Source organism: Enterobacter chengduensis (assembly GCF_001984825.2).
Lineage (GTDB): Bacteria > Pseudomonadota > Gammaproteobacteria > Enterobacterales > Enterobacteriaceae > Enterobacter > Enterobacter chengduensis.
Map to the genome: position 1 here is coordinate 1,708,338 of NZ_CP043318.1, position 21,645 is coordinate 1,729,982.

21 protein-coding genes are annotated in these 21,645 nt (G+C 56.6%); 18 read left to right on the forward strand and 3 right to left on the reverse strand.

Annotated features, from left to right (window positions below; all coding sequences use genetic code 11):
• Positions 1-226 precede the first annotated feature (226 nt).
• Positions 227-745 carry a lipoprotein gene (locus FY206_RS08450; RefSeq protein WP_032639163.1) on the reverse strand — a complete coding sequence of 173 codons (519 nt, stop codon included), beginning with the start codon at positions 743-745 and terminating at the stop codon, positions 227-229.
• A gap of 97 nt (positions 746-842) precedes the next feature.
• Here FY206_RS08450 and FY206_RS08455 point away from each other — a divergent pair, with 97 nt between their 5' ends.
• The 3 genes from FY206_RS08455 to FY206_RS08465 all read left to right on the forward strand — a co-directional run bounded on the left by FY206_RS08455 (position 843) and on the right by FY206_RS08465 (position 2,891).
• Positions 843-1,166: a heavy metal-binding domain-containing protein gene (locus FY206_RS08455; RefSeq protein WP_032639164.1), complete on the forward strand. Its 324-nt coding sequence runs from the start codon at positions 843-845 to the stop codon at positions 1,164-1,166.
• Positions 1,163-1,993, forward strand: a complete 831-nt coding sequence (locus tag FY206_RS08460) for an N-acetylmuramoyl-L-alanine amidase (protein WP_032639165.1) — start codon at positions 1,163-1,165, stop codon at positions 1,991-1,993. The genes FY206_RS08455 and FY206_RS08460 overlap by 4 nt, the downstream gene beginning before the upstream one ends.
• Positions 1,994-2,267: 274 nt before the next feature.
• Complete coding sequence (locus tag FY206_RS08465) at positions 2,268-2,891, forward strand: helix-turn-helix domain-containing protein (protein WP_032639166.1); 624 nt, start codon at positions 2,268-2,270, stop codon at positions 2,889-2,891.
• Here FY206_RS08465 and FY206_RS08470 read toward each other — a convergent pair whose 3' ends face one another.
• Together FY206_RS08470 and FY206_RS08475 are read right to left on the reverse strand one after the other, a co-directional pair.
• A complete protein-coding gene (locus tag FY206_RS08470; RefSeq protein WP_032639167.1) occupies positions 2,892-3,524 on the reverse strand; it encodes a hypothetical protein in 633 nt (210 codons plus the stop codon).
• Positions 3,524-5,089: a hypothetical protein gene (locus FY206_RS08475; protein WP_032639168.1), complete on the reverse strand. Its 1,566-nt coding sequence runs from the start codon at positions 5,087-5,089 to the stop codon at positions 3,524-3,526. The genes FY206_RS08470 and FY206_RS08475 overlap by 1 nt, the downstream gene beginning before the upstream one ends.
• A gap of 300 nt (positions 5,090-5,389) precedes the next feature.
• On the opposite strand from FY206_RS08475, the gene gspC reads away from it, so the two are divergent.
• From gspC to FY206_RS08550, 15 genes are all read left to right on the forward strand, one after another.
• Positions 5,390-6,121 (forward strand): type II secretion system protein GspC, encoded by a 732-nt coding sequence (gene gspC, locus FY206_RS08480; protein ID WP_080283020.1) that lies wholly within the window; start codon positions 5,390-5,392, stop codon positions 6,119-6,121.
• A 13-nt stretch (positions 6,122-6,134) separates the two neighbouring features.
• Complete coding sequence (gene gspD, locus FY206_RS08485; RefSeq protein ID WP_045890487.1) at positions 6,135-8,066, forward strand: type II secretion system secretin GspD; 1,932 nt, start codon at positions 6,135-6,137, stop codon at positions 8,064-8,066.
• Positions 8,067-8,080: 14 nt separating this feature from the next.
• Positions 8,081-9,559: a type II secretion system ATPase GspE gene (gene gspE, locus FY206_RS08490; RefSeq protein WP_032639171.1), complete on the forward strand. Its 1,479-nt coding sequence runs from the start codon at positions 8,081-8,083 to the stop codon at positions 9,557-9,559.
• Entirely contained in the window at positions 9,559-10,767 is a 1,209-nt protein-coding gene (gspF, locus tag FY206_RS08495) for a type II secretion system inner membrane protein GspF (RefSeq protein WP_032639172.1), read from the forward strand. Before gspE ends, gspF begins: the two co-directional genes overlap by 1 nt.
• 3 nt (positions 10,768-10,770) lie before the next feature.
• Complete coding sequence (gspG, locus tag FY206_RS08500) at positions 10,771-11,220, forward strand: type II secretion system major pseudopilin GspG (RefSeq protein WP_032639173.1); 450 nt, start codon at positions 10,771-10,773, stop codon at positions 11,218-11,220.
• Positions 11,220-11,705 (forward strand): type II secretion system minor pseudopilin GspH, encoded by a 486-nt coding sequence (gene gspH, locus FY206_RS08505; protein WP_032639174.1) that lies wholly within the window; start codon positions 11,220-11,222, stop codon positions 11,703-11,705. The genes gspG and gspH overlap by 1 nt, the downstream gene beginning before the upstream one ends.
• Positions 11,698-12,078, forward strand: a complete 381-nt coding sequence (gene gspI, locus FY206_RS08510; RefSeq protein ID WP_032639175.1) for a type II secretion system minor pseudopilin GspI — start codon at positions 11,698-11,700, stop codon at positions 12,076-12,078. The genes gspH and gspI overlap by 8 nt, the downstream gene beginning before the upstream one ends.
• Positions 12,075-12,713, forward strand: a complete 639-nt coding sequence (gene gspJ, locus FY206_RS08515) for a type II secretion system minor pseudopilin GspJ (protein WP_032639176.1) — start codon at positions 12,075-12,077, stop codon at positions 12,711-12,713. Before gspI ends, gspJ begins: the two co-directional genes overlap by 4 nt.
• Positions 12,710-13,720: a type II secretion system minor pseudopilin GspK gene (gene gspK, locus FY206_RS08520; protein WP_032639177.1), complete on the forward strand. Its 1,011-nt coding sequence runs from the start codon at positions 12,710-12,712 to the stop codon at positions 13,718-13,720. The genes gspJ and gspK overlap by 4 nt, the downstream gene beginning before the upstream one ends.
• Before the next feature lie 15 nt (positions 13,721-13,735).
• A complete protein-coding gene (gspL, locus tag FY206_RS08525; protein ID WP_032639178.1) occupies positions 13,736-14,869 on the forward strand; it encodes a type II secretion system protein GspL in 1,134 nt (377 codons plus the stop codon).
• On the forward strand, positions 14,866-15,351 hold the full coding sequence (gene gspM / locus FY206_RS08530; protein WP_032639179.1) for a type II secretion system protein GspM: 486 nt from the start codon (positions 14,866-14,868) through the stop codon (positions 15,349-15,351). Before gspL ends, gspM begins: the two co-directional genes overlap by 4 nt.
• Entirely contained in the window at positions 15,348-16,145 is a 798-nt protein-coding gene (locus tag FY206_RS08535; protein ID WP_032639180.1) for a prepilin peptidase, read from the forward strand. Before gspM ends, FY206_RS08535 begins: the two co-directional genes overlap by 4 nt.
• Before the next feature lie 254 nt (positions 16,146-16,399).
• A complete protein-coding gene (locus FY206_RS08540) occupies positions 16,400-19,105 on the forward strand; it encodes a glycosyl hydrolase family 18 protein (RefSeq protein WP_032639181.1) in 2,706 nt (901 codons plus the stop codon).
• Between the two features lie 103 nt (positions 19,106-19,208).
• A complete protein-coding gene (gene iagB / locus FY206_RS08545; protein WP_032639182.1) occupies positions 19,209-19,649 on the forward strand; it encodes a type III secretion system invasion protein IagB in 441 nt (146 codons plus the stop codon).
• A gap of 133 nt (positions 19,650-19,782) precedes the next feature.
• Positions 19,783-21,612 (forward strand): chitinase, encoded by a 1,830-nt coding sequence (locus FY206_RS08550; RefSeq protein ID WP_032639183.1) that lies wholly within the window; start codon positions 19,783-19,785, stop codon positions 21,610-21,612.
• Positions 21,613-21,645 lie beyond the last annotated feature (33 nt).

A 21,645-nucleotide genomic window follows, 5' to 3' on the forward strand; every position in this document is an offset into this window, starting at 1 on the left:
CGGGGCAGTCTTTACTCATCCAGGCAATCTATAGCAATTGAGGCCGCAGATAGTACCGTTGACAGAATAGTTATGCAATATTTCTGCGTTAAAAGTTAAATATAACCCGTGTTTCCTCTTAAACATAGCACAAAATAGCGAAGGGCAAAGGCGGCGAGTATAAATGTCGGCATTCCGCAAGAAATGCCGGACATTTTACGGGGGTAACATTTTTATAACTGATGATTTAGCGGTTCTCAATGGACTGGCGAAGCGTGCCGGCCGGGGCATGAACGCTGCCGCCAACGTAGCGCACGTCGTCGACCGCCCAGCACTGTCCCTCACGGATCATCAGCACTTCATCCTGCCAGGTTTGGCTGCCCTGCGTCAGCTTCACGCGCAGCGGAATGTTTCGCGCATCGGTGTTCGGGATGGTTGATGCACTGGCCACCTCGGCGCTGTCCGGCAGCGTGGTACGGCTGGAGAACGGATCGGATTTCAGCAGCGCGTTGTGCTGCGGATCGCGGGCGGCGTCGTTAAGCAGTTTAGCCAGGCCATCGCTCAGGTACGGGCGCAGGCCGGTGAGGTCGTTGCTGCGGTGCTGAATGCGATAATCATAGAACTGCTGCGCCACGGCGTCCGGGCCGCCCTCAATGCAGGGGCCGCTGCGGGTACCGATATCCTTAAAGGCCGGCGTGACCGTGGTGGTACAGGCGCTGAGCACCAGCGCGCAGGGCACCAAAAGTGTTAAAGCTGAATAGCGCATGTTGATTTCCTTATTTATTAACTATCCTTTCAATCATAGCGTAACGAACCGATAATGCTGTGCCTAAGGCATTGAACGCTAAAGAAGGAGAGAAACCATGCAGTTTTCAACAACGCCAACCCTGGAAGGGCAGACAATAACCGAGTATTGCGGAGTGGTCACCGGCGAAGCGATTCTCGGTGCCAATATCTTCCGCGACTTTTTTGCCGGCATCCGCGATATCGTTGGCGGCCGCTCGGGCGCATACGAAAAAGAGCTGCGCAAAGCGCGCGAAATTGCGTTTAAGGAGCTTTGCGAGCAGGCGGAAGCCCTCGGCGCCGATGCGGTCGTGGGGATTGATATCGACTACGAAACGGTCGGAAAAGATGCCAGCATGCTGATGGTGAGCGTAAGCGGTACGGCGGTGAAAACCCTGCGATGAGGCGTTCGTTTGCCGCGCTTCTGCTGGCGCTGCTGCTGGCAGGATGCGCCACCGAAAAAGGGATCGTCGACAAAGGCGCCTACGAGCTGGATACGCGTCATCAGGCGCAGGCGGCTTACCCGCGCATCAAGGTGCTGGTGATCCACTACACCGCGGACGATTTTGACAGCTCGCTGGCCACGCTGACGGATAAGAACGTCAGCTCTCACTATTTGATCCCGGCCAAGCCTCCGGCGCCGGACGGTAAGCCGCGCATCTGGCAGCTGGTCCCCGAGAGCGAGCTGGCCTGGCATGCGGGCATCAGCTTCTGGCGCGGCACCAACCGGATAAACGATACGTCCGTCGGCATTGAGCTGGAGAACCGCGGCTGGCAAAAAGCGGCCGGGGTGAAGCACTTTACCCCGTTTGAGCCCGCGCAAATTGCGGCGCTGGTGCCCCTCGCCAAAGACATTATTACCCGCTACAACATCAGGCCCGAAAACGTGGTAGCCCATTCGGACATCGCCCCGCAGCGCAAAGACGATCCCGGCCCGCTGTTCCCGTGGCGAGAGCTTGCCCGGCAGGGCATTGGCGCATGGCCCGATCCGGCGCGCGTCGCGTTCTATATAAACGGGCGGCCGCGCTATCAGCAGGTGGACACCGGGGCATTGCTCGATCTCCTCGCGCGCTATGGCTATGAGGTGCCGGTTGACGGCACCCCGGCGCAGCAAAAGCGCGTCATCACGGCATTCCAGATGCATTTCCGGCCCGAGCGGTGGAACGGCGTCGCGGACGTTGAAACGATGGCCATTGCCGAAGCGCTTTTAGAGAAATACGGGCAGGGGTAATCCTTCGGATGCCCCCGAATGCGCGAGTTACCCCTAATCCCCTTGAGATTAATCTTAAGTACAAACTCAATTAATTTTTAGTTAATTGACTTAAAATTATCCGCATTTAAGATAGACACATAGCTTGCTAATTAATGCAGCAAATAAATATATCGCACTCTTTTTGTATTTTTCTCCTTGAGCGTATCATCAGGAAAAATATTCTGCGGTTAAGGCATTTTTAGTGCTTTAGCCCTGCATTCTAAAAAATTTACATCTTAAATCGGGTATAACAATGTTAAGCATTTACGGTAAAAAATTACGTCCACAGGACGAAATGAATAGTATTATTTCTGCAACCGTCGGTTTTGAAGAGAAAACCTTAAAGAAATGGCAGAAAATATCCACGGCTGATTCACAATACATTCATATTATCGTCAGCGGCGAAGTTGAATTCCGACGCGAGTCCGACGAGCTGTGTATGTTCACCGTGACCGGCCAGTGTATTTTCGGCCTTTCCTCGATGTACTACAGCTCGACCCACATGTACGGCCTCGTTCGCGCCAATACCGTGGTGCGATCCATTAAAAAAGAGACCTTCGCACAGCTGATGACGGATAACAATCTGTGGCCTCAGTTAACCAAAGTTCTCTCCTGGTATATCTGCATGTTGAGCAAACGTGACGATGTTCTGGTTGCCCGCAGCGCTTATTCTGTGGTGCGTGAATTTTTATATGAGATAAACGACCTGATTGTTCATCACCAACGCGATATTAACGTTTATGATTATATTCAGGAGTACACCAACCTGGCCCGTAGCACCATCATTAAAATTCTCTCCGATCTGAAAAAAGGTCAATATATCGTTGTGGAAAAGGGTCGACTCCTTAACCTCACCACGTTGCCAGAAAAATATTAACTATTCCAGCCGGTCTCCTTTCTCACTTAAAGGAGACCGGGGATCCACTTTATGCACCACCTCTTTCTGCGAATGATCCTGCGTTTCGTCCACGGGCGGCGCGGGAATTTTGCCCTGCGCATAATCCTGCTCTTGCTCTTTTAATGCCTGCTTTAATAACTCGCTTAATGAGGCATCGTCAGTTCCAGCACTGCTGGAGGACGCCTCGTGCGCTTCGGTGCCGGGCAAGGTGTCGCGGGACGTATCATGCGGCACGTCGCCGTCAGGTGCCTGCTGCCAGTCGGCATCATCACTGTTAATCGGCAGATCCTGCATAGCCGGAACATCCGCCTGCACCGGCGCGGGTTTTGGCTGCGGATGGGGATGCGGGAACGGCTTGCTCACATACACATAGTGCATATCCGAAAGCTGCGTTTCCGGCTTCGCGACGCTGGCTTTGACCGGTTCCGGCGCCGGATGGCGCAGGTTCCAGTAAATATGCGCGTACAGCCCTGCGATTATCACGGCGCACAGGCCCAGCGTGACCAAAACAGCATGACTGACGATGTTTCTCAGACGGGGGAGGCGGTATGCAAACCAGACCGCCTCGCCGGTGGTGTAGCTGCGCTGAGCCGCAAGACAGATGGTAGACATCAGGAATGTTTCTCCTGCTTTTTCGCATCCGGCGTGGATTGCGAGGCTTGTATTAATACGCTCGGCGTGGAATGGGTTTCACGCATTAACTGCATCAGCGTATCTTCACCGGGAATGCCATCCACGTGCAGATGCTTTTCTTGCTGGAATTCACGGGTGCGTTTCATCATCTCCGCCGTCCAGGTCTGCGCATGGGTTTCCGGCTGGCTGAGGGCCAGGCTCAGCTGCTGGTCGAGCCAGGTCATGTCTTTCGCGTCGCTGGCTGCCGTGATCGCATCTTTGCCGTCCGGCGTCAGGCGGTGCAGCTGGGTATAGTTTCCGGTGGCATGCTGGTTAAACCAGCGGCGGCTTACCTGCCAGGTGCGGTTATTCATCAGCAGGTCGAGTGAATTATCCTCGACGCGGGCGACGACGGCATAGTTAAGGTGGTTACCGGTTTTCAGCTCGCTGACCCACGGATAACCCTCCTGCGCCAGCGCGTCCGGTGTGGCGCTACCCTGCTTACACATCAGGTTTACCTTCGCGGCGTTTTGACACAGGGCATCGTCCGCCGAGGCGTCATACCCCCACATCAGGTAGAGCTGATGCATCGCATCCGGCTGATTCACCATCTCGTTGTCGATAGCCGGCACCACCGGCGCCTCAGCTTTTGGCGTCTGCTGTTTCCAGCTGACGGGCACCGGCAGTTGAACCGGCAGCCTTGCGGTGATGGACGAGGTTAAATACCAGCCGCAGGCGGCGAACAGCACGGAGGCAAAAAGCCCTACGGTAGCCAGGCGCGTGCCGCGTTTTTTCGCGGGCAGGATCTCGCCGGAGGCCAGCCGTAAATGACGGGGGCTGACCTGGGCTGCGCGTTCGGTCCAGGCGGCCAGCATCGACAGGTGCGCCAGCTCATTTAGCTTGCTGATATTCCCTTTGGTCAGCGCATGCATTTTACGCACGCGCGCCGGGGTGAGCGGAACGCTCTCGCACCCGTGCTCTTCACACTGCGCCTGCACGTAGCTGAGAGACTCCCGGCAGGTGAGGGGGCGCAGGGTGTGGCGGGTATGCGCATATTCACGCAGTTCAGGCTGCTGCATCAGGACGGCGTCCCGATCTGCGGCACCCATCAATACGATGGCCAGGCGAAACTCCCGCTCCTGCGCGCGCGTCAGCAGCATCGCCAGCACGTCCCGACAGGTGTCCTTCATGGCTTCGGCATGGGTAATCACCAGCACTTTCGTCCGGGCTTTCTCCCCTTGCCACTGATGCAATACGGCATCCACGGCCTGGAGACGGTTCTTGCTCTCTTTCGTTCCCGGGTTGAGTTTGTACAGCAGGCTACTGGCACTCAGTTTCGGAAACGCGTTGACGGCAAGCGCGCCTGGATTCGCGGATTTCAGAGCATCGCTGAACTGGCCCAGAAGCGGGGCATCGTTGGAAAAGAGCCCGGTAATCCCCGCCTGTTGGGTCTTCTCTTTCAGCAGGTTGAACACGTCCTGATGATAAGGCACCAGAAAATCACCGGATAACCGGGTGATTTTCCGAAAGGGCGGATTTTTAAAATTAAAGTGGCTCTGATACATAACGACTTACCGTCTCTGATTAGGAATAGCAACAGGACGAGAAAGTAAAGCAACGCTATAGGGTGGTCAATTTGCGCCCTGGGTAAAAATATCCTGCTGGCGAGGCCTAACATCTGGATTTTATACGGTCAATATTTTTCTGTATGAAAGTTAGCGGCAAAGTCAGTGGTTGTTTTTGCGGCCGGAAATTACTCTTTGCTCACATATTGGCGCAGCACGACGCTGCTTATTATTGCTTTATTAAAGGCCAGATGAAAAATGAGGTTCTCATTTCTGTCACGGTGGGTCACGCCTTGCATGCTGTTTGTGCTGTTAATTTTTTGCGGCCAGCAAGGGTATCTGACGTTCAAAGATTATAAAAAAGTTACGAATAAGTTGGCTAATTCTGACGCGCAGCCGCTGAAAAAACGTCGTGACGAAAAGACATTCACCCTCTTCACGGCGGCGGTACGCCAGGACAACCCGGCAGCGGCGGTAAAAACCCCGCTGGCCGCGGAGATCGAAGGCATCGTGCGCAGCGATGATGCCTGGCTTTCGTTCGCCGTTATCAAAACGCCGGGCGGTCAGAAGAGCTACCGCGAAGGCGAGCCGCTGGTCGGCTTTAACGATGCGTTTATCCAGGAAATTAATAAAGACAGCGTGGTGGTTAATTACGAAGGTGCTACGCAGGTACTGGCGTTAAATAAGCCGGATTATTTTAAGGGCGGCGTTGACAGCGGCCCGGTAACCAAATCGACGAAAGATGCAGGCGCGGAAAGCGTGCATCTGGATGATTATCTGGTGTTAAAGCCCGTGATCGAAAAAGGCCAGCTGGAAGGCTACAACATTAATCCAAGGAATGCCTCCGCGTTCTTCAGCCATACAGGGCTGGAAAAAGGGGACGTGGCGGTAAAAGTAAACTCTGTCGATATGACCGACGAGGCAAAGGCAAAAAGTATTATTGCTAACTGGTCGAAAATGAAAGAAGCGGAGGTCGTCGTCAGACGTCACGCTCACCTTGAAAATATTCGGGTTAATGTTTTAAACAATTAACAAGTGTACAGCCATGAAGAAATTTCCTTGGGCGTGCGTGGCGCTGACCGCATTGTCGTTATATTCAGGTTCGCTGTTCGCAGCGAACTTTAGCGCGAGCTTTAAAAATACCGATATCCGCGAGTTTATCGATACGGTAGGCCGCAATCTTAATAAAACCATTCTCGTCGACCCGTCCGTTCAGGGCACGGTGTCGGTGCGAACCTACAACGTGCTGACGGAAGATGAATATTATCAGTTCTTCCTGAGCGTGCTGGATCTGTACGGCCTGTCGGTGATCCCGATGGACAACGGCATGGTGAAGGTGGTGCGTTCCAGCGTCGCCCGCACCGCCGGGGCGCCGCTGGCGGACAGCAGCAATCCGGGCAAAGGGGATGAAATCATCACCCGCGTCGTGCGCATGGAAAATGTGCCGGTGCGCGAGCTGGCCCCGCTGCTGCGCCAGCTCAACGACGCGACCGGCATCGGTAACGTGGTGCACTTTGAGCCGTCCAACGTGCTGCTGTTAACCGGCAAAGCCTCGGTAGTAAACCGCCTGGTGGACCTGGTTCAGCGCGTGGATAAAGACGGCGTTCAGCGCCGCGAAATTGTGCCGCTGCGCTTTGCCTCTGCCAAAGAGCTCTCTGACATGTTGAACAACCTCAACAACGAAGAGCAGAAAGGGCAGAACGCGCCGCAGCTGGCCACCAAAGTGGTGGCGGACGACGAAACCAACAGCCTGGTGATCAGCGGTTCGGAAGCGGCGCGCACCCGCACCCGCGCGCTGATCCATCAGCTGGATCGCGAGCAGAACAACGAGGGCAATACCCGCGTGTTCTACCTCAAATACGCCAGCGCCACCAAGGTGGTACCGGTGCTGACCGGGATTGGCGAACAGCTGAAAGACAAAGCGGGCGCGCCGAAGGCGAAAACCGCTACCGCCTCCAGCGATCTGAACATTACCGCCGACGAGTCAACCAACTCGCTGGTGATCACCGCGCAGCCTAACGTGATGAACTCCCTGGAGAAGGTGATCGATAAGCTCGATATTCGCCGTCCACAGGTGCTGGTGGAAGCCATCATCGCGGAGGTTCAGGACGGCAACGGCATGGATCTGGGCGTGCAGTGGACCAGCAAGCACGGCGGCGTCCAGTTCGGATCCACCGGACTGCCAATCAGCCAGGTCAAGAATGGCGCCATTAAGGGGCTGTCTTATACCGGCATGGCGACCGGCTTCTTTAACGGCGACTTCGGCGCGCTGATGACCGCGCTCTCAACGGGGTCCAAGAACGACATTCTCTCTACGCCAAGCGTGGTGACGCTGGACAACAAAGAGGCGTCGTTCAACGTCGGTCAGGACGTGCCGGTACTCTCCGGTTCGCAGACCACCAGCGGCGACAACGTCTTTAACTCCGTTGAGCGCAAGACGGTCGGTACCAAGCTGAAAATTGTGCCGCAGATTAACGACGGCGACATGATTCATCTCAAGATTGAGCAGGAAGTCTCCAGCGTGGACGCTAGCGCCACCGAAGACGCCAGCCTTGGCCCAACCTTCAACACCCGTACCATCAATAACGAAGTGATGGTGCACAGCGGCCAGACCGTGGTGCTGGGCGGCCTGATGGAGAACGTCACCAAAGAGACCGTCTCCAAGGTGCCGCTGCTGGGCGACATTCCGCTGGTGGGCCAGCTGTTCCGCTACACCTCGGAAGATACCTCCAAGCGTAACCTGATGGTGTTTATCCATACAACGGTGCTGCGCGACGACGACAACTACAGTGCGGCGTCGAAAGAGAAATATGACCAGATCCGTGCCCGCCAGCAGCAGCGCATGGAGGAGAAAAAGCTGGGCATCGTCTCAAACGACAATAACCCGGTGATGCCAGCCTATCCGTCCGCGGCTGCCGCAGACACGGTGCCGGTGAAAACCAGCGCGGCCGCAACGCGCAACCCGTTTAAAGAGTAGGGCGGAGGGGACACGTGGACGAGCTGAGTAAAACCCTGTGTAGCAGCAGCTACGCAAAAGATAACGGCGTTTTATTTTACAACAATGACGTCTATATCCGTGAGGACACCCCGGCGTTCGCGCTGCTGGAAGTGCGTCGGGTGCTGGGACGCGCGTTCGTTCCGGTGACCCTGACGCCGGAAGCCTTTGACGAGCTGCTGGCGAAAATCTGGCAGCAGAGCAGCGGCGTGTCGCAGCAGCTGGTGGATGATATGGACGCGGATATCGATCTGATGGCGTTAACCGAGGAGATCCCGGATAACGAGGATCTGCTCGATAACGACGAAAACTCGCCGGTAATCCGCCTGATCAACGCCATTCTTGGCGAGGCGGTGAAGGACGGCGCGTCGGATATTCATATCGAAACCTTCGAGCGTACGCTGAGCATTCGCTTCCGCGTCGACGGCGTGCTGCGCCCGGTGCTGCAGCCGGCGCGCAAGCTCGCGCCGCTGCTGGTGTCGCGCATCAAGGTGATGTCAAAACTCGACATCGCCGAAAAGCGCCTGCCGCAGGATGGCCGTATCTCCCTGCGCATTGGGCGCAAGGCGATCGACGTGCGCGTCTCGACCATTCCGTCCCAGTACGGCGAGCGCGTGGTCATGCGTCTGCTCGACAAAAGCAACCTGAAGCCCGACATCAACAAACTTGGCCTGATTGATGAAGAGCTGGAGAAGTTAAAAGGGCTGATCGACCGCCCGCACGGCATTATCTTGGTCACCGGGCCGACCGGCTCCGGTAAAAGTACCACCCTGTACGCCATTCTTTCGGCGCTGAACGGCCATGAACGCAACATCCTGACCGTCGAAGACCCGATTGAATACGAGCTGGAAGGGGTGGGACAGACGCAGGTTAACCCGCGCGTGGACATGACCTTTGCCCGCGGGCTGCGCGCGATCCTGCGTCAGGACCCGGACGTGGTGATGATTGGGGAAATTCGTGACGGTGAAACCGCGCAAATTGCGGTGCAGGCGTCGCTCACCGGTCACCTGGTCATGTCTACGCTGCACACCAACAGCGCCGCAGGGGCGATTACGCGTCTGCGCGACATGGGGCTGGAGTCGTTTTTAATCGGTTCATCGCTGCTCGGCGTCATTGCCCAGCGTCTGGTGCGTCGGCTGTGCACGCACTGCCGGACCACCAGTCCGCTGGACGCCAATGAAAAAGCGCTGTTCAGCTTTATGGATACGCCGCCGAAGGCGATCTATCGCGCGGTGGGCTGCGAACACTGCCGTCAGAGCGGCTACCAGGGCCGTGCCGGTATTCATGAATTCCTGGTGGTGGACAGCACCATGCGCCGCGCCATTCATGAAGATAAGGACGAAATGTCCATTGAAACGCAGCTCTTTAAGCAGGCCTACAGCCTGCGCGAAAACGGACTGCTGAAGGTGATAAGCGGCGTCACCTCTCTGGAAGAGGTGATGCGCGTTACCGCCGAGCGTGGAGGAGATGCGTAATGGCCTTCTACGCCTGGACGGCGACGGATGCGGCGGGGAAAACCCAGCGCGGCACGCTGCAGGCCGAGGGGCAAAAGCAGGTTCGCCAGATGCTGCGCGAGCAAAAGCTGATGCCCGTCAGCATCACCGAAACCCGCGAAGCAGCGGCCGCCGGAAAAGCGAAAACCGGGGCAAAGCTCTCCACGCCGGTGCTGTCGATGTTTACCCGCCAGCTCTCCACGCTGGTCAACGCCGCGCTGCCGCTCGAGAGCGCGCTGAAGGCCATCTCGAAGCAGACGGAGGACAAAAAGCTGGCGGCGATGGTGGTTGAAATTCGCGAGAAGGTGGTGGAAGGGCACACGCTCTTTGACGCCTTCAGCCAGTTTCCGCGCACCTTCGACAAACTCTACTGCACGCTGGTGATGGCCGGTGAAAAGACCGGCCACCTGGGCGACGTGCTGGAGAAGCTGGCGGAGTACAACGAGCAGCGTCAGAAGATGAAAAGCAAGCTGACGCAGGCGATGGTCTACCCGATCACCCTGACGGTGGTGGCCATTGCGGTCATCAGCATTCTGCTGGTCGCGGTGGTGCCGCAGGTGATCGAGCAGTTTACCCACATGAAGCAGCAGCTGCCGATCACCACCCGCACGCTGATTGCGGTGAGCGACTTCCTGCAGGCTTACGGCATCTATATTGTCGGCGTGCTGGGCGGCGGAACGGTCGGATTTAAAACCTGGCTTCGAAACGCGAAAAACCGCTTTCGCTGGCACAGCTGGCTGGTCAACGGTTCGCCGATCAAAAAGCTGGTGTGCGCCATCAACAGCGCCCGCTATATCCGCACCCTGAGCATCCTGCAGGCCAGCAGCGTGCCGCTGCTGGAGGGGATGTATATCGCGATGGACGGTATCGAAAACCTCTATGCGCGGCAGGTGCTGGAGCAGGCGGCGGATACCGTGCGCCAGGGGGCATCGCTTTACGCCGCCCTGGAGCAGGCGAAGCTCTTTCCGCCCACCATGCTGTACATGATTGCCTCCGGGGAAGAGAGCGGCGAATTAGGCAACTTAATGGACCGCGCGGCGGAAAACCAAGAATCGGCATTACAGCATCGCATTACCTTAACGCTGTCGGTATTTGAACCGGCGCTGGTGGTCTCGATGGCAACGATTGTTTTATTCATCGTACTGTCAATATTACAACCGCTTCTGCAACTTAATAATATGGTAGGTTAAATCATGGCTTTAAAACGTAAAAACCTGGCGCGCCAGGCGGGCTTCACTTTGCTCGAATTAATGGTGGTCATTGTTATTCTCGGCGTACTGGCGAGCATGGTGGTGCCCAATTTAATGGGTAATAAAGAAAAAGCGGATGCCCAAAAGGCGACCAGCGATATTGTCGCCCTCGAAGGCTCGCTGGATATGTACAAGCTGGATAACCACCGTTATCCCACAACCGAACAGGGCCTGCAGGCGCTGGTGACCAAGCCGGAAATCGCGCCAATCCCGAACGGCTACCGCGCGGATGGCTATATTCGCCGCCTGCCGCAGGATCCGTGGGGCAACGATTACCTGCTCGTGAGCCCGGGTGAACACGGTGCGGTTGACGTCTTCTCTGCCGGTCCGGACGGTGAAGCGAATACCGCCGATGATATTACGAACTGGTCTCTGGATAAGAAAGAGAAATAATGAAAAATCAACGCGGCTTTACGTTGCTGGAAATTATTCTGGCGCTGGTGATATTTGCCAGCTGCGCCATGATGGTGGTGTCAACAATACCTTCGCGCAGCGGTGCGGATATTTTTGGCCAGCAATTAAAAGCCCTCGTTGATTATGGTTCAGACCGTGCGGTGATGGACGGAAATATCGTCGGGCTGGTGATCACCACGGATAACTATCAGCTGGTGACGCTCGAAGATAAAAACGGCGAGCGTCGCTGGGTGCCGTTATCCGCGGGGCGTATCACCACCAAAGGGGATTTCCCGGAAGAGATGCACGTTTCGCTCTCGCCGCAGCGTCTGGCCGCCACGCTGACGTCCGATCCGCAGGTGCTGTTTTTGCCGGACGGCGAAATCAGCCGCTTCACGCTGACGCTGCAAAGCTACGACAAAGCGCATCACTTCCGCGTGGTGTCGCAAGGTGCGGCCCCTGTCTCGGTAGAAAACGATGGCTAACGGTAAGAAAAAGCAAGCGGGGATGACGCTGCTGGAGGTCATGGTGGCGCTGGTCATCTTCTCCACCGCCGCGCTGGCGCTGATGAACTCGGTCTCTCTGAACGTGCGTTTTACCCACGGGCTGGCCGATACGCTGCAGGCAAGCTGGGTGGCCGAGAACCAGCTCGCGGAGGCGCAGCTCACGAAAACCGACTTCCCGGATGCAGAGCAGCAGGGAACCGAAATTATGGGCGGGCGCAGCTGGAACTGGCGCAAGCAGCGGGTCAAAACCGCCGACAACGGCTGGGCTAACGCCATCCGCGTGTATGCGGAAGGCGACGACAGCCAGCCGGTGATATCGCTGCAAATCATTCCGCCGGGAGAGATCAAGTGAACAAAACCCGACGCCAGCGCGGATTTACCCTGCTGGAGATCATGATTGCGCTGACCATCTTTGCGGTGATCAGCACCCTGGCCTGGCAAATTCTGGATGGCGCGATGCGCACCAGCTCCGCCACCGACGCCAGCGCGGCGAAGCTTAACCAGCTTCAGCGCGCCTGGAGCCTGATGGAGCGTGATTTTTACCAGCTCCAGGCGCGCGCGCCGCGCAACGAGCCGGATCTGTTCCGCCAGGAGGATGACGCGCTTGAGCTGACCACGCTAAACGGCGTGAGCGGTACGGTGCAGCTTGAGCGCGTGCGCTGGCGGCTGGAAGAGGGGCGTCTGTATCGCGACGTCTGGCCGGTCATCGACAGCCCGGCGGACGTTAAGCCCGATGAAGTGCCGATCGTCAGCGACGTGAAATCCCTGGCTTGGCGTTTTTACCGCCAGGGCTGGCAGAAAAGCTGGAGCGATTCGGCGCACCTGCCGGACGGGGTGGAGCTCACGCTGACCATGGAAAACGGCGATACCTGGCGCTGGGTGTTTACAACCCCGGGCGATCTGCCGCCACCGGCCGCCGCGCCAGAGGCCGCCCCTGCGGCGCAACCGCAACCCGCGCCGCAGGCCGTACCGGAAGCGAAACCATGAGTGGCTTACGCAAACAGAAAGGGGTGGCGCTGCTGGTGGTGCTGATCCTGCTGGTGATGATGTCGGCGCTGGCCGCCAAAATCAGCCAGCAGTTCTGCCGCAACCTGCAGAAGACGCATTACCAGGTGAGCCAGCAGCAGCTGCGCTGGGCGATGCAGGCCCAGGAAAAGGTGGTCAAAGACCGTCTGCAGAACGACGCCAGCGGCGAGAGCAAGCCGCTATCCCCGGATGGGGACTGGCATCAGCCGCTGGAAACGCAGGGGGATGACTACACGGTGGTCAGCCAGGTGGAGGACGCCCAGGACTGCTTCAACGTCAACAACCTGCTGGCCTTAGAAAAACCGGCCCAGGGGCAGGCCCAGTCTGCCGTGCCGGAAAAGCCGCGCAACGAGCGAATTGTTGAGCAGATCCTGACCCAGAGCGGGCTGAGCCAGTCCACGGCGGAAGAGGTTTACCTCCAGCTGGTGGACTATCTCGACGGTGACGCTACCACCGCCAAAGACGGCGCCGAGACCGACGCCTGGGCTGGCGTGGTGCCCGCCCGCCAGCCGGCTAACCAGATGATGCGCACTATTTCGGAGATCAAACTGCTGCCTGCGTTTCCGGCGGCGGCATACCCGAAGGTGAGCAAGCTGCTGTGCGCGCTGCCGGACTCCGCCAGCAAGGTGGATGTGAATACCCTGAAACCGGAGCAGGCCGCCCTGTTGGCCGCCCTGTTCCCGGGAAAATTAACTGAAGATGACGCGCTTCGCCTGATCGAATCGCGTACTGAAAGCGGCTGGGAAAACATGGAGACCTTCAGCAAAGCGCTGGAGCTAACCTTCCCGCAGCTTAAGGACGATCTCCCGCAGGTGGCCGAGCTTCTCTCGATAAACAGCCGGTATTTTCGCGTTAACTATACCGGCAATACCGATGAACTAACGCTTCGCGTGGTGAGCCAGCTTCAGGTCAATAACGAAGCCGGTGAGATCGTGACGTGGCAACGTCGTTACCGAATGATTGAATAAGAAAAGTAGAACGCTATGAAACAGGTCCTTTTTGTTCGTCCCGACAGCCTCGAGGGCGGGAAAATAACGTGGTGTGTCTCCGGCAGCGAGCAGGTTGAGGTGCTGGAGAGCCTGGACGCCCTGGCCGACCATCCTCTGGCCGCCCGCGTTTGCCTGCTGCTGCCTGCCAGCAGCATGATCTTCCGCCACTTTACGCTGCCGAAAAAAGTCGCCTCGCAGGCGACGGCGTTCTCGTGGATGGCGGAAGAGACGCTGATTGGCGACGTGGATAACCTTCACTGGACGGTGCTTCACAAAAAGGGTGCCGAGGTGGACGCGGTGGCAATCGACGCCGACTGCCTGCGCGGATGGTTGACCCGCTGTCATGAGGCCGGTTTGAAGGTGATTCAGGCGCTGCCGGATGCCTGGCTGCTGCCCGTGACGGCAGGCGGAAGCACGCTTGTCGCCATGGATCAGGGCTACTGGCTGCGCTTATCGCCCCATGTCGCCAGCGAAATGGAGTCAAGCCTGCTGCCGCTTCTGATGCAGAAAGCCGGAGAGGGGGAGGTGTGCTGCTACGGCGACGCGCCTGACGGTGTGGACGTTGATGGCGTGCTGCCCTGGCAGCATCCGCTGGTCCTGATCCAGCCGCAGTGGCGCACCTGCCGCGTCACGCTTCTGCACGGTGAATTCAGTGCGAAAGCGGGCACGGGGAAAGCCTCTAAGGGCATCAAGGCGGCAATGGCCGCGGCGGGCCTGCTCTCTCTCGGCCTGCTGCTGGGCCCGCGCATCGCGATGGCCTGGATGCTGGTGCAGCAGGAAAATCAGGTTCAGCAGGAGATCCTGCAGGTTTACCAGCACCATTTTCCCAGCATGCGTCAGCAGACCAATATCAAATATCACTTTGGTCAAAATATGAAAAAGCAGACCAAAGGAGTGTTCCTGCAGCTGGAAGATCTGGAAAAAGCCAGGCAGGCCGTGCCCGCGCTGGAGATCACGCTGCTCGAATACGATGCTCAGCAAAACACGCTGACGCTGAGCGCCCGTTCGCAAAATCAATCCGCATTGCAGACGTTTGTAACACAGGCGGGGGAAAATTTTGATTTCACCTTACAGCCTGTGTCGACCTCTGCGCCTTATACCGCCATGATCGCAGGGAAACATAAATGAAAGAGCGAATCACGCAGCTTAAGTCTCGTTATCAAAATTACAGCACCAGGGAAAAAGTTATTCTGAAAATATGTGCCGCCGCGATAGCGGGGGCAGTTATTTATTACGCGGGTATGATCCCGCTGGATAATATGATTCAGAACAGCAAAGCCACGCTGAGCAGACAAAAAGAGACGCTAAACTGGATGCGCAGTGAAATTGATAAAAACCATCTCCAGGTCCAGATTGTCAAAACGGATAATCCGCGTGCGGTGGTGGAGAAAAGCGCGCAGGAAATTCATCTTCCTCTGACGGATGTGCATCAGGATGGACAGACCTTGTCGTTCGTCGTTAATCGCGTAAACGTCTACGAATTAAAGAACTGGCTGCGGGAAATAAACCAGTATTCCGGCGTCAGGCTGCAGAAAATGGATCTTACCCCGGTCGATCACCTCAGCGATGTTAAGGCGCAAGTCCAGCTCACCTGGAGCAAGACCGCATGAACACCTTCGCGCTGATGCGGGAGGTTTACCCGGTGGGATTCCCGATAATGAGCGCAATCTTCGGCGGCATTGTCGGGAGCTTTCTTGGGGTGGTCGCCGAACGCGTGCCGGGCATGGTGACGGAGGAGGAGGGGAGCGGTAATCTGCTCTTTCCGGCCTCGCACTGCCCGGTCTGCCAGCACAGGCTCTCCGCCTGGGAGAATATTCCGCTGATCAGCTGGCTGGTATTACGCGGGCGCTGCCGCCGGTGCAGAACGGCTATCCCCCTGCGGATATTTTTAATCGAACTTTTTTCCGCACTGTTTTGTGGTATCACCGCCTGGTGTATGCCTGACGTCCAGTCCCTCTTTGCCGTATGGCTGCTGACCGCCTTTTTGCTGCCCCTGGCGATGATTGACTGGCGGCACCAGCTGCTGCCGGACTGCCTGACGCAGCCTCTGCTGTGGGCAGGACTGCTGTTCCATGCGTTTGGCCACGCGCTACCGCTGCGCGATGCGCTGTTCGGCGCGGTGGCAGGCTACCTCTCCCTGTGGCTGCTCTACTGGGCATTTCGGTTGATGACCGGCCGGGAAGGGTTGGGATATGGCGATTTTAAGCTGCTGGCGGCCCTGGGCGCCTGGTGCGGCTGGCAGGCGCTGCCGACGATTGAGTTAGCCGCCGCGCTAAGCGGTATTATCGGATATTTCGCCTTAAATAATTTAAATAATAATAACCTCACTATTTCTTTCGGACCTTATCTCTCTTTTGCTGGAATAGTAGTGTTTATTGGGCAGCAGTTTGCTTCCATATTTTAAATATACGGGTCAAGCTTTTTTGTAATTTTTTTCGACGGTGGAAGAGAAGGACGTCTCTTTGCGCTCAGTGTATCGTAAGGGATATAAGCTACACGGAATTTGAGCTTGTATCTTTTTATGGAGGAATACAACGCAGCAAAACGTTTTTTGTCACGGTTGTCAGGTTAGTTAAATACGCATTACGCGAACCACACCATGTTCTCAAGGAAGGCATGGGTATTAACGTTACGAATAAATTTATCGGGAAATAAAAAATGAATTTTATGAAGCCTAAATATCTGGCGCTCTTTATTGCGGCGGCTACCAGCTCCGCATTCGCAGCGGCACCGGGTACACCTTCTATTACATCGGGCAATGACAAATTTGCGCTGGTGGAAGTTGATCAGGCAGCGCAGGACTATAACAACCTCGTCAAAGTGCATAAAGATGGCGTGGATGTGAAGGTGGAGTGGAACGTCTGGAGCGGCGATGCGCCAACGTCCGCAAAAGTGCTGCTGGACGGCCAGACCGTCTGGACCGGCGCGGGTAGCGCCGCAGGCTCTGCGACCTTTAAAGTGAAAAAAGGTGGCCGCTATCAGGAGCAGGTTGAACTCTGTAACGACAGCGGCTGCACCAAGAGCGCCAGCAAGCTGATTATCGTTGCGGATACCGACGGTAGCCACCTGCTGCCGCTGAATACCCCGCTGCTGGAAAACAACAAAGCCTTCGCGCAGCACACCGACAAAGTGGTCGGTGCTTATTTCCCTGAGTGGGGCGTGTATGACCGTAACTTCTCGGCGGACAAAATCCCGGTGGCGAACCTTAACCACCTGCTGTACGGCTTCATTCCAATCTGCGGCGGCGACGGCATTAACGACAGCGCTAAATCTTCCGGCGCGCTGGAATCCCTGAAGCGCGCCTGCCAGGGCCGCCCGGACTACACCGTGGCGATCCACGACCCGTGGGCTGCGCTGCAGAAACCGCAGCAGGGCGTGACCGGTTGGGACGACCCGTACAAAGGCAACTACGGCCAGCTGATGGCGATGAAAAAAGCCCATCCTGACCTGAAAATTCTGCCATCCGTAGGCGGCTGGACGCTGTCCGACCCGTTCTATCAGATGGATAACAAAGTGCTGCGCGATCGCTTCGTGGCCTCCGTGAAAGACTTCCTGACGACCTGGAAGGTGTTCGACGGCGTGGATATCGACTGGGAATTCCCGGGCGGCGGCGGTGAGAACGCCAAGCTGGGTAACCCGCAGACCGATAAAGCGACCTACACTGCGCTGATGCACGATCTGCGTGAGATGCTGAACGAACTCTCTGCAGAAACGGGCCGTACCTACGAGCTGACCACCGCAATCGGTGCGGGTAAAGATAAGATCGAAGACGTGGATTACAACACCGCGCAGCAGTACATCGACCATATCTTCCTGATGAGCTATGACTTCTACGGCGCGTGGAGCAACACCGACCTCGGTCACCAGACCGCGCTGTACGGCGCGTCCTGGAAACCGGATACCAACTACACCACCGATAACGCCGTGAAAGCGATGCTGGAGCAGGGCGTTAAGCCTGGCAAGATCGTCGTGGGTGCAGCCATGTACGGCCGCGGCTGGACGGGCGTTCACGGCTATACCGGTGATAATCCGTTTACCGGTACGGCAACAGGCCCAGTCCAGGGCACATGGGAAAGCGGCATTGTCGACTATCGTCAGATTGTGAACCAGATGCTGGGCAAACCGGGCTGGGAATACAAATATGATGAAGCGGCAGAAGCGCCGTACGTGTTCAACAAGTCTACCGGCGAGCTGGTGACTTACGACAACGCCCGTTCCGTGATGGCGAAAGGCAAATACGTACAGAACAAAAACCTCGGTGGTCTGTTCGCATGGTCTATCGAATCCGACAACGGCGATATCCTGAACGCGATGAACGAAAGCCTGCTGAGCGGCAGTTCAACGCCTGATGAGCCGGTTGTGACCAACCATGCACCTGTGGCGTCTGCTACCGATATGACGGTATCCGGCCCGGCTACCGTGACCCTGGACGGCTCTGCATCCAGCGACCAGGACGGCGACGCGCTGACCTACAAATGGACGCAGGTGTCCGGTGCGACCGTGACGCTGACAAACAGCACCAAAGCGAAAGCCAGCTTCAGCGTACCGGCCGTCACCAGCGACCAGAACCTGGTCTTCCGTCTGACCGTGACTGACGCGAAGGGTCTGAGCAACGCGATTGATGTTCAGGTTGTGAACAAAGCGCCAAGAGCGAACCAGGCTCCGGTGATTAATGCCATGGAAGCCGTCACCGTTGAATCCGGTGAAGCGATTTCCCTGCATGCACAGGCAACCGATCCAGACGGCGATGCGCTGACCTATAGCTGGAGCGTACCGGCGGATATGAACGCAACGGGTACCGATACCGCTAACGTCCGCATCACTGCACCAGAAGTCAGCAACGTATCATCCTACACCCTGAGCGTTGTCGTGACCGACGGCAAAACCAGCGTGCAGTCTAACGTCCAGGTGACGGTTAATCCGAAACCGGCAGACGTGACGCCACCTGCCGATGACGTGACTCCGCCATCTGACGAGGTGACGCCGCCTGCTGATGACGTGACTCCGCCATCTGATGAAGGCACTGCAACCGGCAGCTGCGATGCACCGGTTGACGCTAACGCCAGCAAATATGCTGCGTGGGATTCCAGCAAAATCTACAACACTGGCGACACCGTCAGCTTCGACCATCTGGTATGGAAAGCGAAGTACTGGACTCAGGGCAACCAGCCTGGCTTCGGCGTAGACGCGTGGGAACTCATGAGCAACGTGAAGATGAACTGGCGTTCTGACCTGGTGTACAACGGCGGCGAAACCACCACTTACCAGGGTAACGTTTACCGTGCCAAATGGTGGACCCGCGGTGATAACCCAGCGAACAGCGACGTATGGGTGAAAGAAGGCCCATCAACAGATTGCCGTTAATCTGAGCTGATAAAAACTCCCCCCGCTTAAGGGGGGAGTAAATTAAAAATGATTTTACAGGATGTTGTTAAGGAGAAATTAGCGAAACGGTCAGCAGGTAAAAATGAAAAAGTTATTTTTTTTATTATTGATACTCAGCCAGAGCGCGCTGGCAAACTGTTGGGATAAAGCTGCACATTATTATCACGTCGATCCTTATTTGCTGTACGCCATTGCGAACGTGGAATCGGGCATGAACCCGTATGCCGTTGGCGAAAATCATGACGGTACCCGCGACGTGGGGCTAATGCAAATTAACAGCTCGCATTTTTCCGAGCTGGAGAGCCGGGGAATAGATGAATATCGGCTGATAACCGAACCCTGTACCTCGATTATGGTTGGCGCATCGATATTGTCCAGCATGATTAAAGTGTATGGCTATAACTGGGAGGCGGTAGGCGCCTATAACGCCGGGTTAAAAAAAGAGAATTATCCTCAGCGCATGATATATGCCCACAAGGTGTGGAGGAAATATCAGGAACTGAAAGCTACAGCGACCGAATGAGTTTTTTATTTTTGAAGAATTCCTGAAGGTGTTCTTCGAAAAGAGAAAACAGCTCTCCGCGGTTTATTTATTAACGGATTAATACATAAGCCTGGATTGTTAATATTTAACTTCAATTAACAGGAATAGTGAAATGAACAAAAGGACGTTACTGAGTGTACTCGTTGCCGGCGCATGCGTAGCACCGTTTATGGCCCAGGCTGCCTCGCTGCAAGCGACCACCAGTGAACCATATACCATGAAAGCCAGCGATCTGGCGAAGAAAGAGAAAGAGCTGACCAGCTTCCCGCTGATGGCCTCCGTAAAAGAGACCATCCAGACGCTGGACAACGCTCAGGTTGAGTTGATTGAGCCAGGCCGTGCGGCGAACCCGGATAACGTGAAGCGCGTGGAAGGGATCGTGAAGGCCAGCGACTGGGAGTATCTCTTCCCGCTGCGCGCACAGGCGTACACCTACAGCAACTTCCTGAAAGCGGTCGGTAAGTTCCCGGCGCTGTGTAAGACCTACAACGACGGTCGCGACAGTGACGCTATCTGCCGTAAAGAGCTGGCAACCATGTTTGCCCACTTTGCCCAGGAAACCGGCGGTCACGAAAGCTGGCGTCCGGAAGCCGAATGGCGTCAGGCCCTGGTTCACGTGCGTGAAATGGGCTGGAGCGAAGGCCAGAAGGGCGGCTATAACGGCGAATGTAACCCGGACGTCTGGCAGGGTCAGACCTGGCCGTGCGGTAAAGACAAAGACGGCGACTTCCTGAGCTACTTCGGTCGCGGCGCTAAGCAGCTGTCCTACAACTACAACTACGGTCCGTTCTCTGAAGCGATGTTCGGCGACGTGCGTACGCTGCTCGACAAACCTGAGCTGGTGGCGGATACCTGGCTGAACCTGGCGAGTGCGATCTTCTTCTTCGCCTATCCACAGCCGCCAAAACCAAGCATGCTGCAGGTTATCGACGGCACCTGGCAGCCGAACGATCACGATAAAGCCAACGGCCTGGTCCCTGGCTTCGGCGTGACCACCCAGATCATCAACGGCGGCGTTGAGTGCGGCGGCCCAACTGAAATTGCACAGTCTGAGAACCGTATCAAGTACTACAAAGAGTTCGCGAACTACCTGAAGGTCCCCGTTCCGGCGAACGAAGTGCTGGGCTGCGCGAACATGAAGCAGTTCGACGAAGGCGGTGCTGGCGCGCTGAAGATCTACTGGGAGCAGGACTGGGGATGGAGCGCGGATACGCCAAGCGGCGCAACCTACTCTTGCCAGCTGGTTGGCTACCAGACGCCGTTTAGCGCCTTCAAAGAGGGTGACTACAGCAAGTGCGTGCAGAAGTTCTTTAACGTGAACATCGTTAACGACGACGGTTCCGTTACGCCGGATGAAACCCCGGTAACGCCAACGCCGACACCAACGCCGTCAGAAGACGAAACGCCGGCACCAGCGCCAGTACCGGATGAAACGCCAGCAGAACCTGCTGCGGTGAACCACGCGCCAGTGGCGCATATCGCCGGTCCAATCGGTGCGGTTGACGCCGGTGCGCAGGTTTCACTGAGCGCGGAAGGCTCTACTGATGAAGACGGCAACCCGCTGACCTACACCTGGCGTTCCCAGGACGGCCAGACCGTGACCGGTCAGGATAAAGCGGTAGTGAACTTCAAGGCACCTGAATCAGCGACGGCTCAGCAGATTGAAATCAGCCTGACCGTAAGCGACGGTGAGCTGAGCAGCACGACCTCCTATCTGCTGAACGTGAAGGCCAAAGCGGCACCGTCTCAGGACGAAGGCACTTCTGGCGATTACGCCGCGTGGAGCGCGAACAGCAAGTACAACGCAGGTGATATCGTGAACAACCACGGTAAACTGTTCCAGTGCAAACCGTTCCCGTACAGCGGCTGGTGTAACAACGCTCCGGCATACTATGAACCGGGTGCAGGCCTGGCATGGGCTGATGCCTGGACCGCTCTGTAAAAGCAAACGGCAACCGAAAGGTTGCCGTTTTAG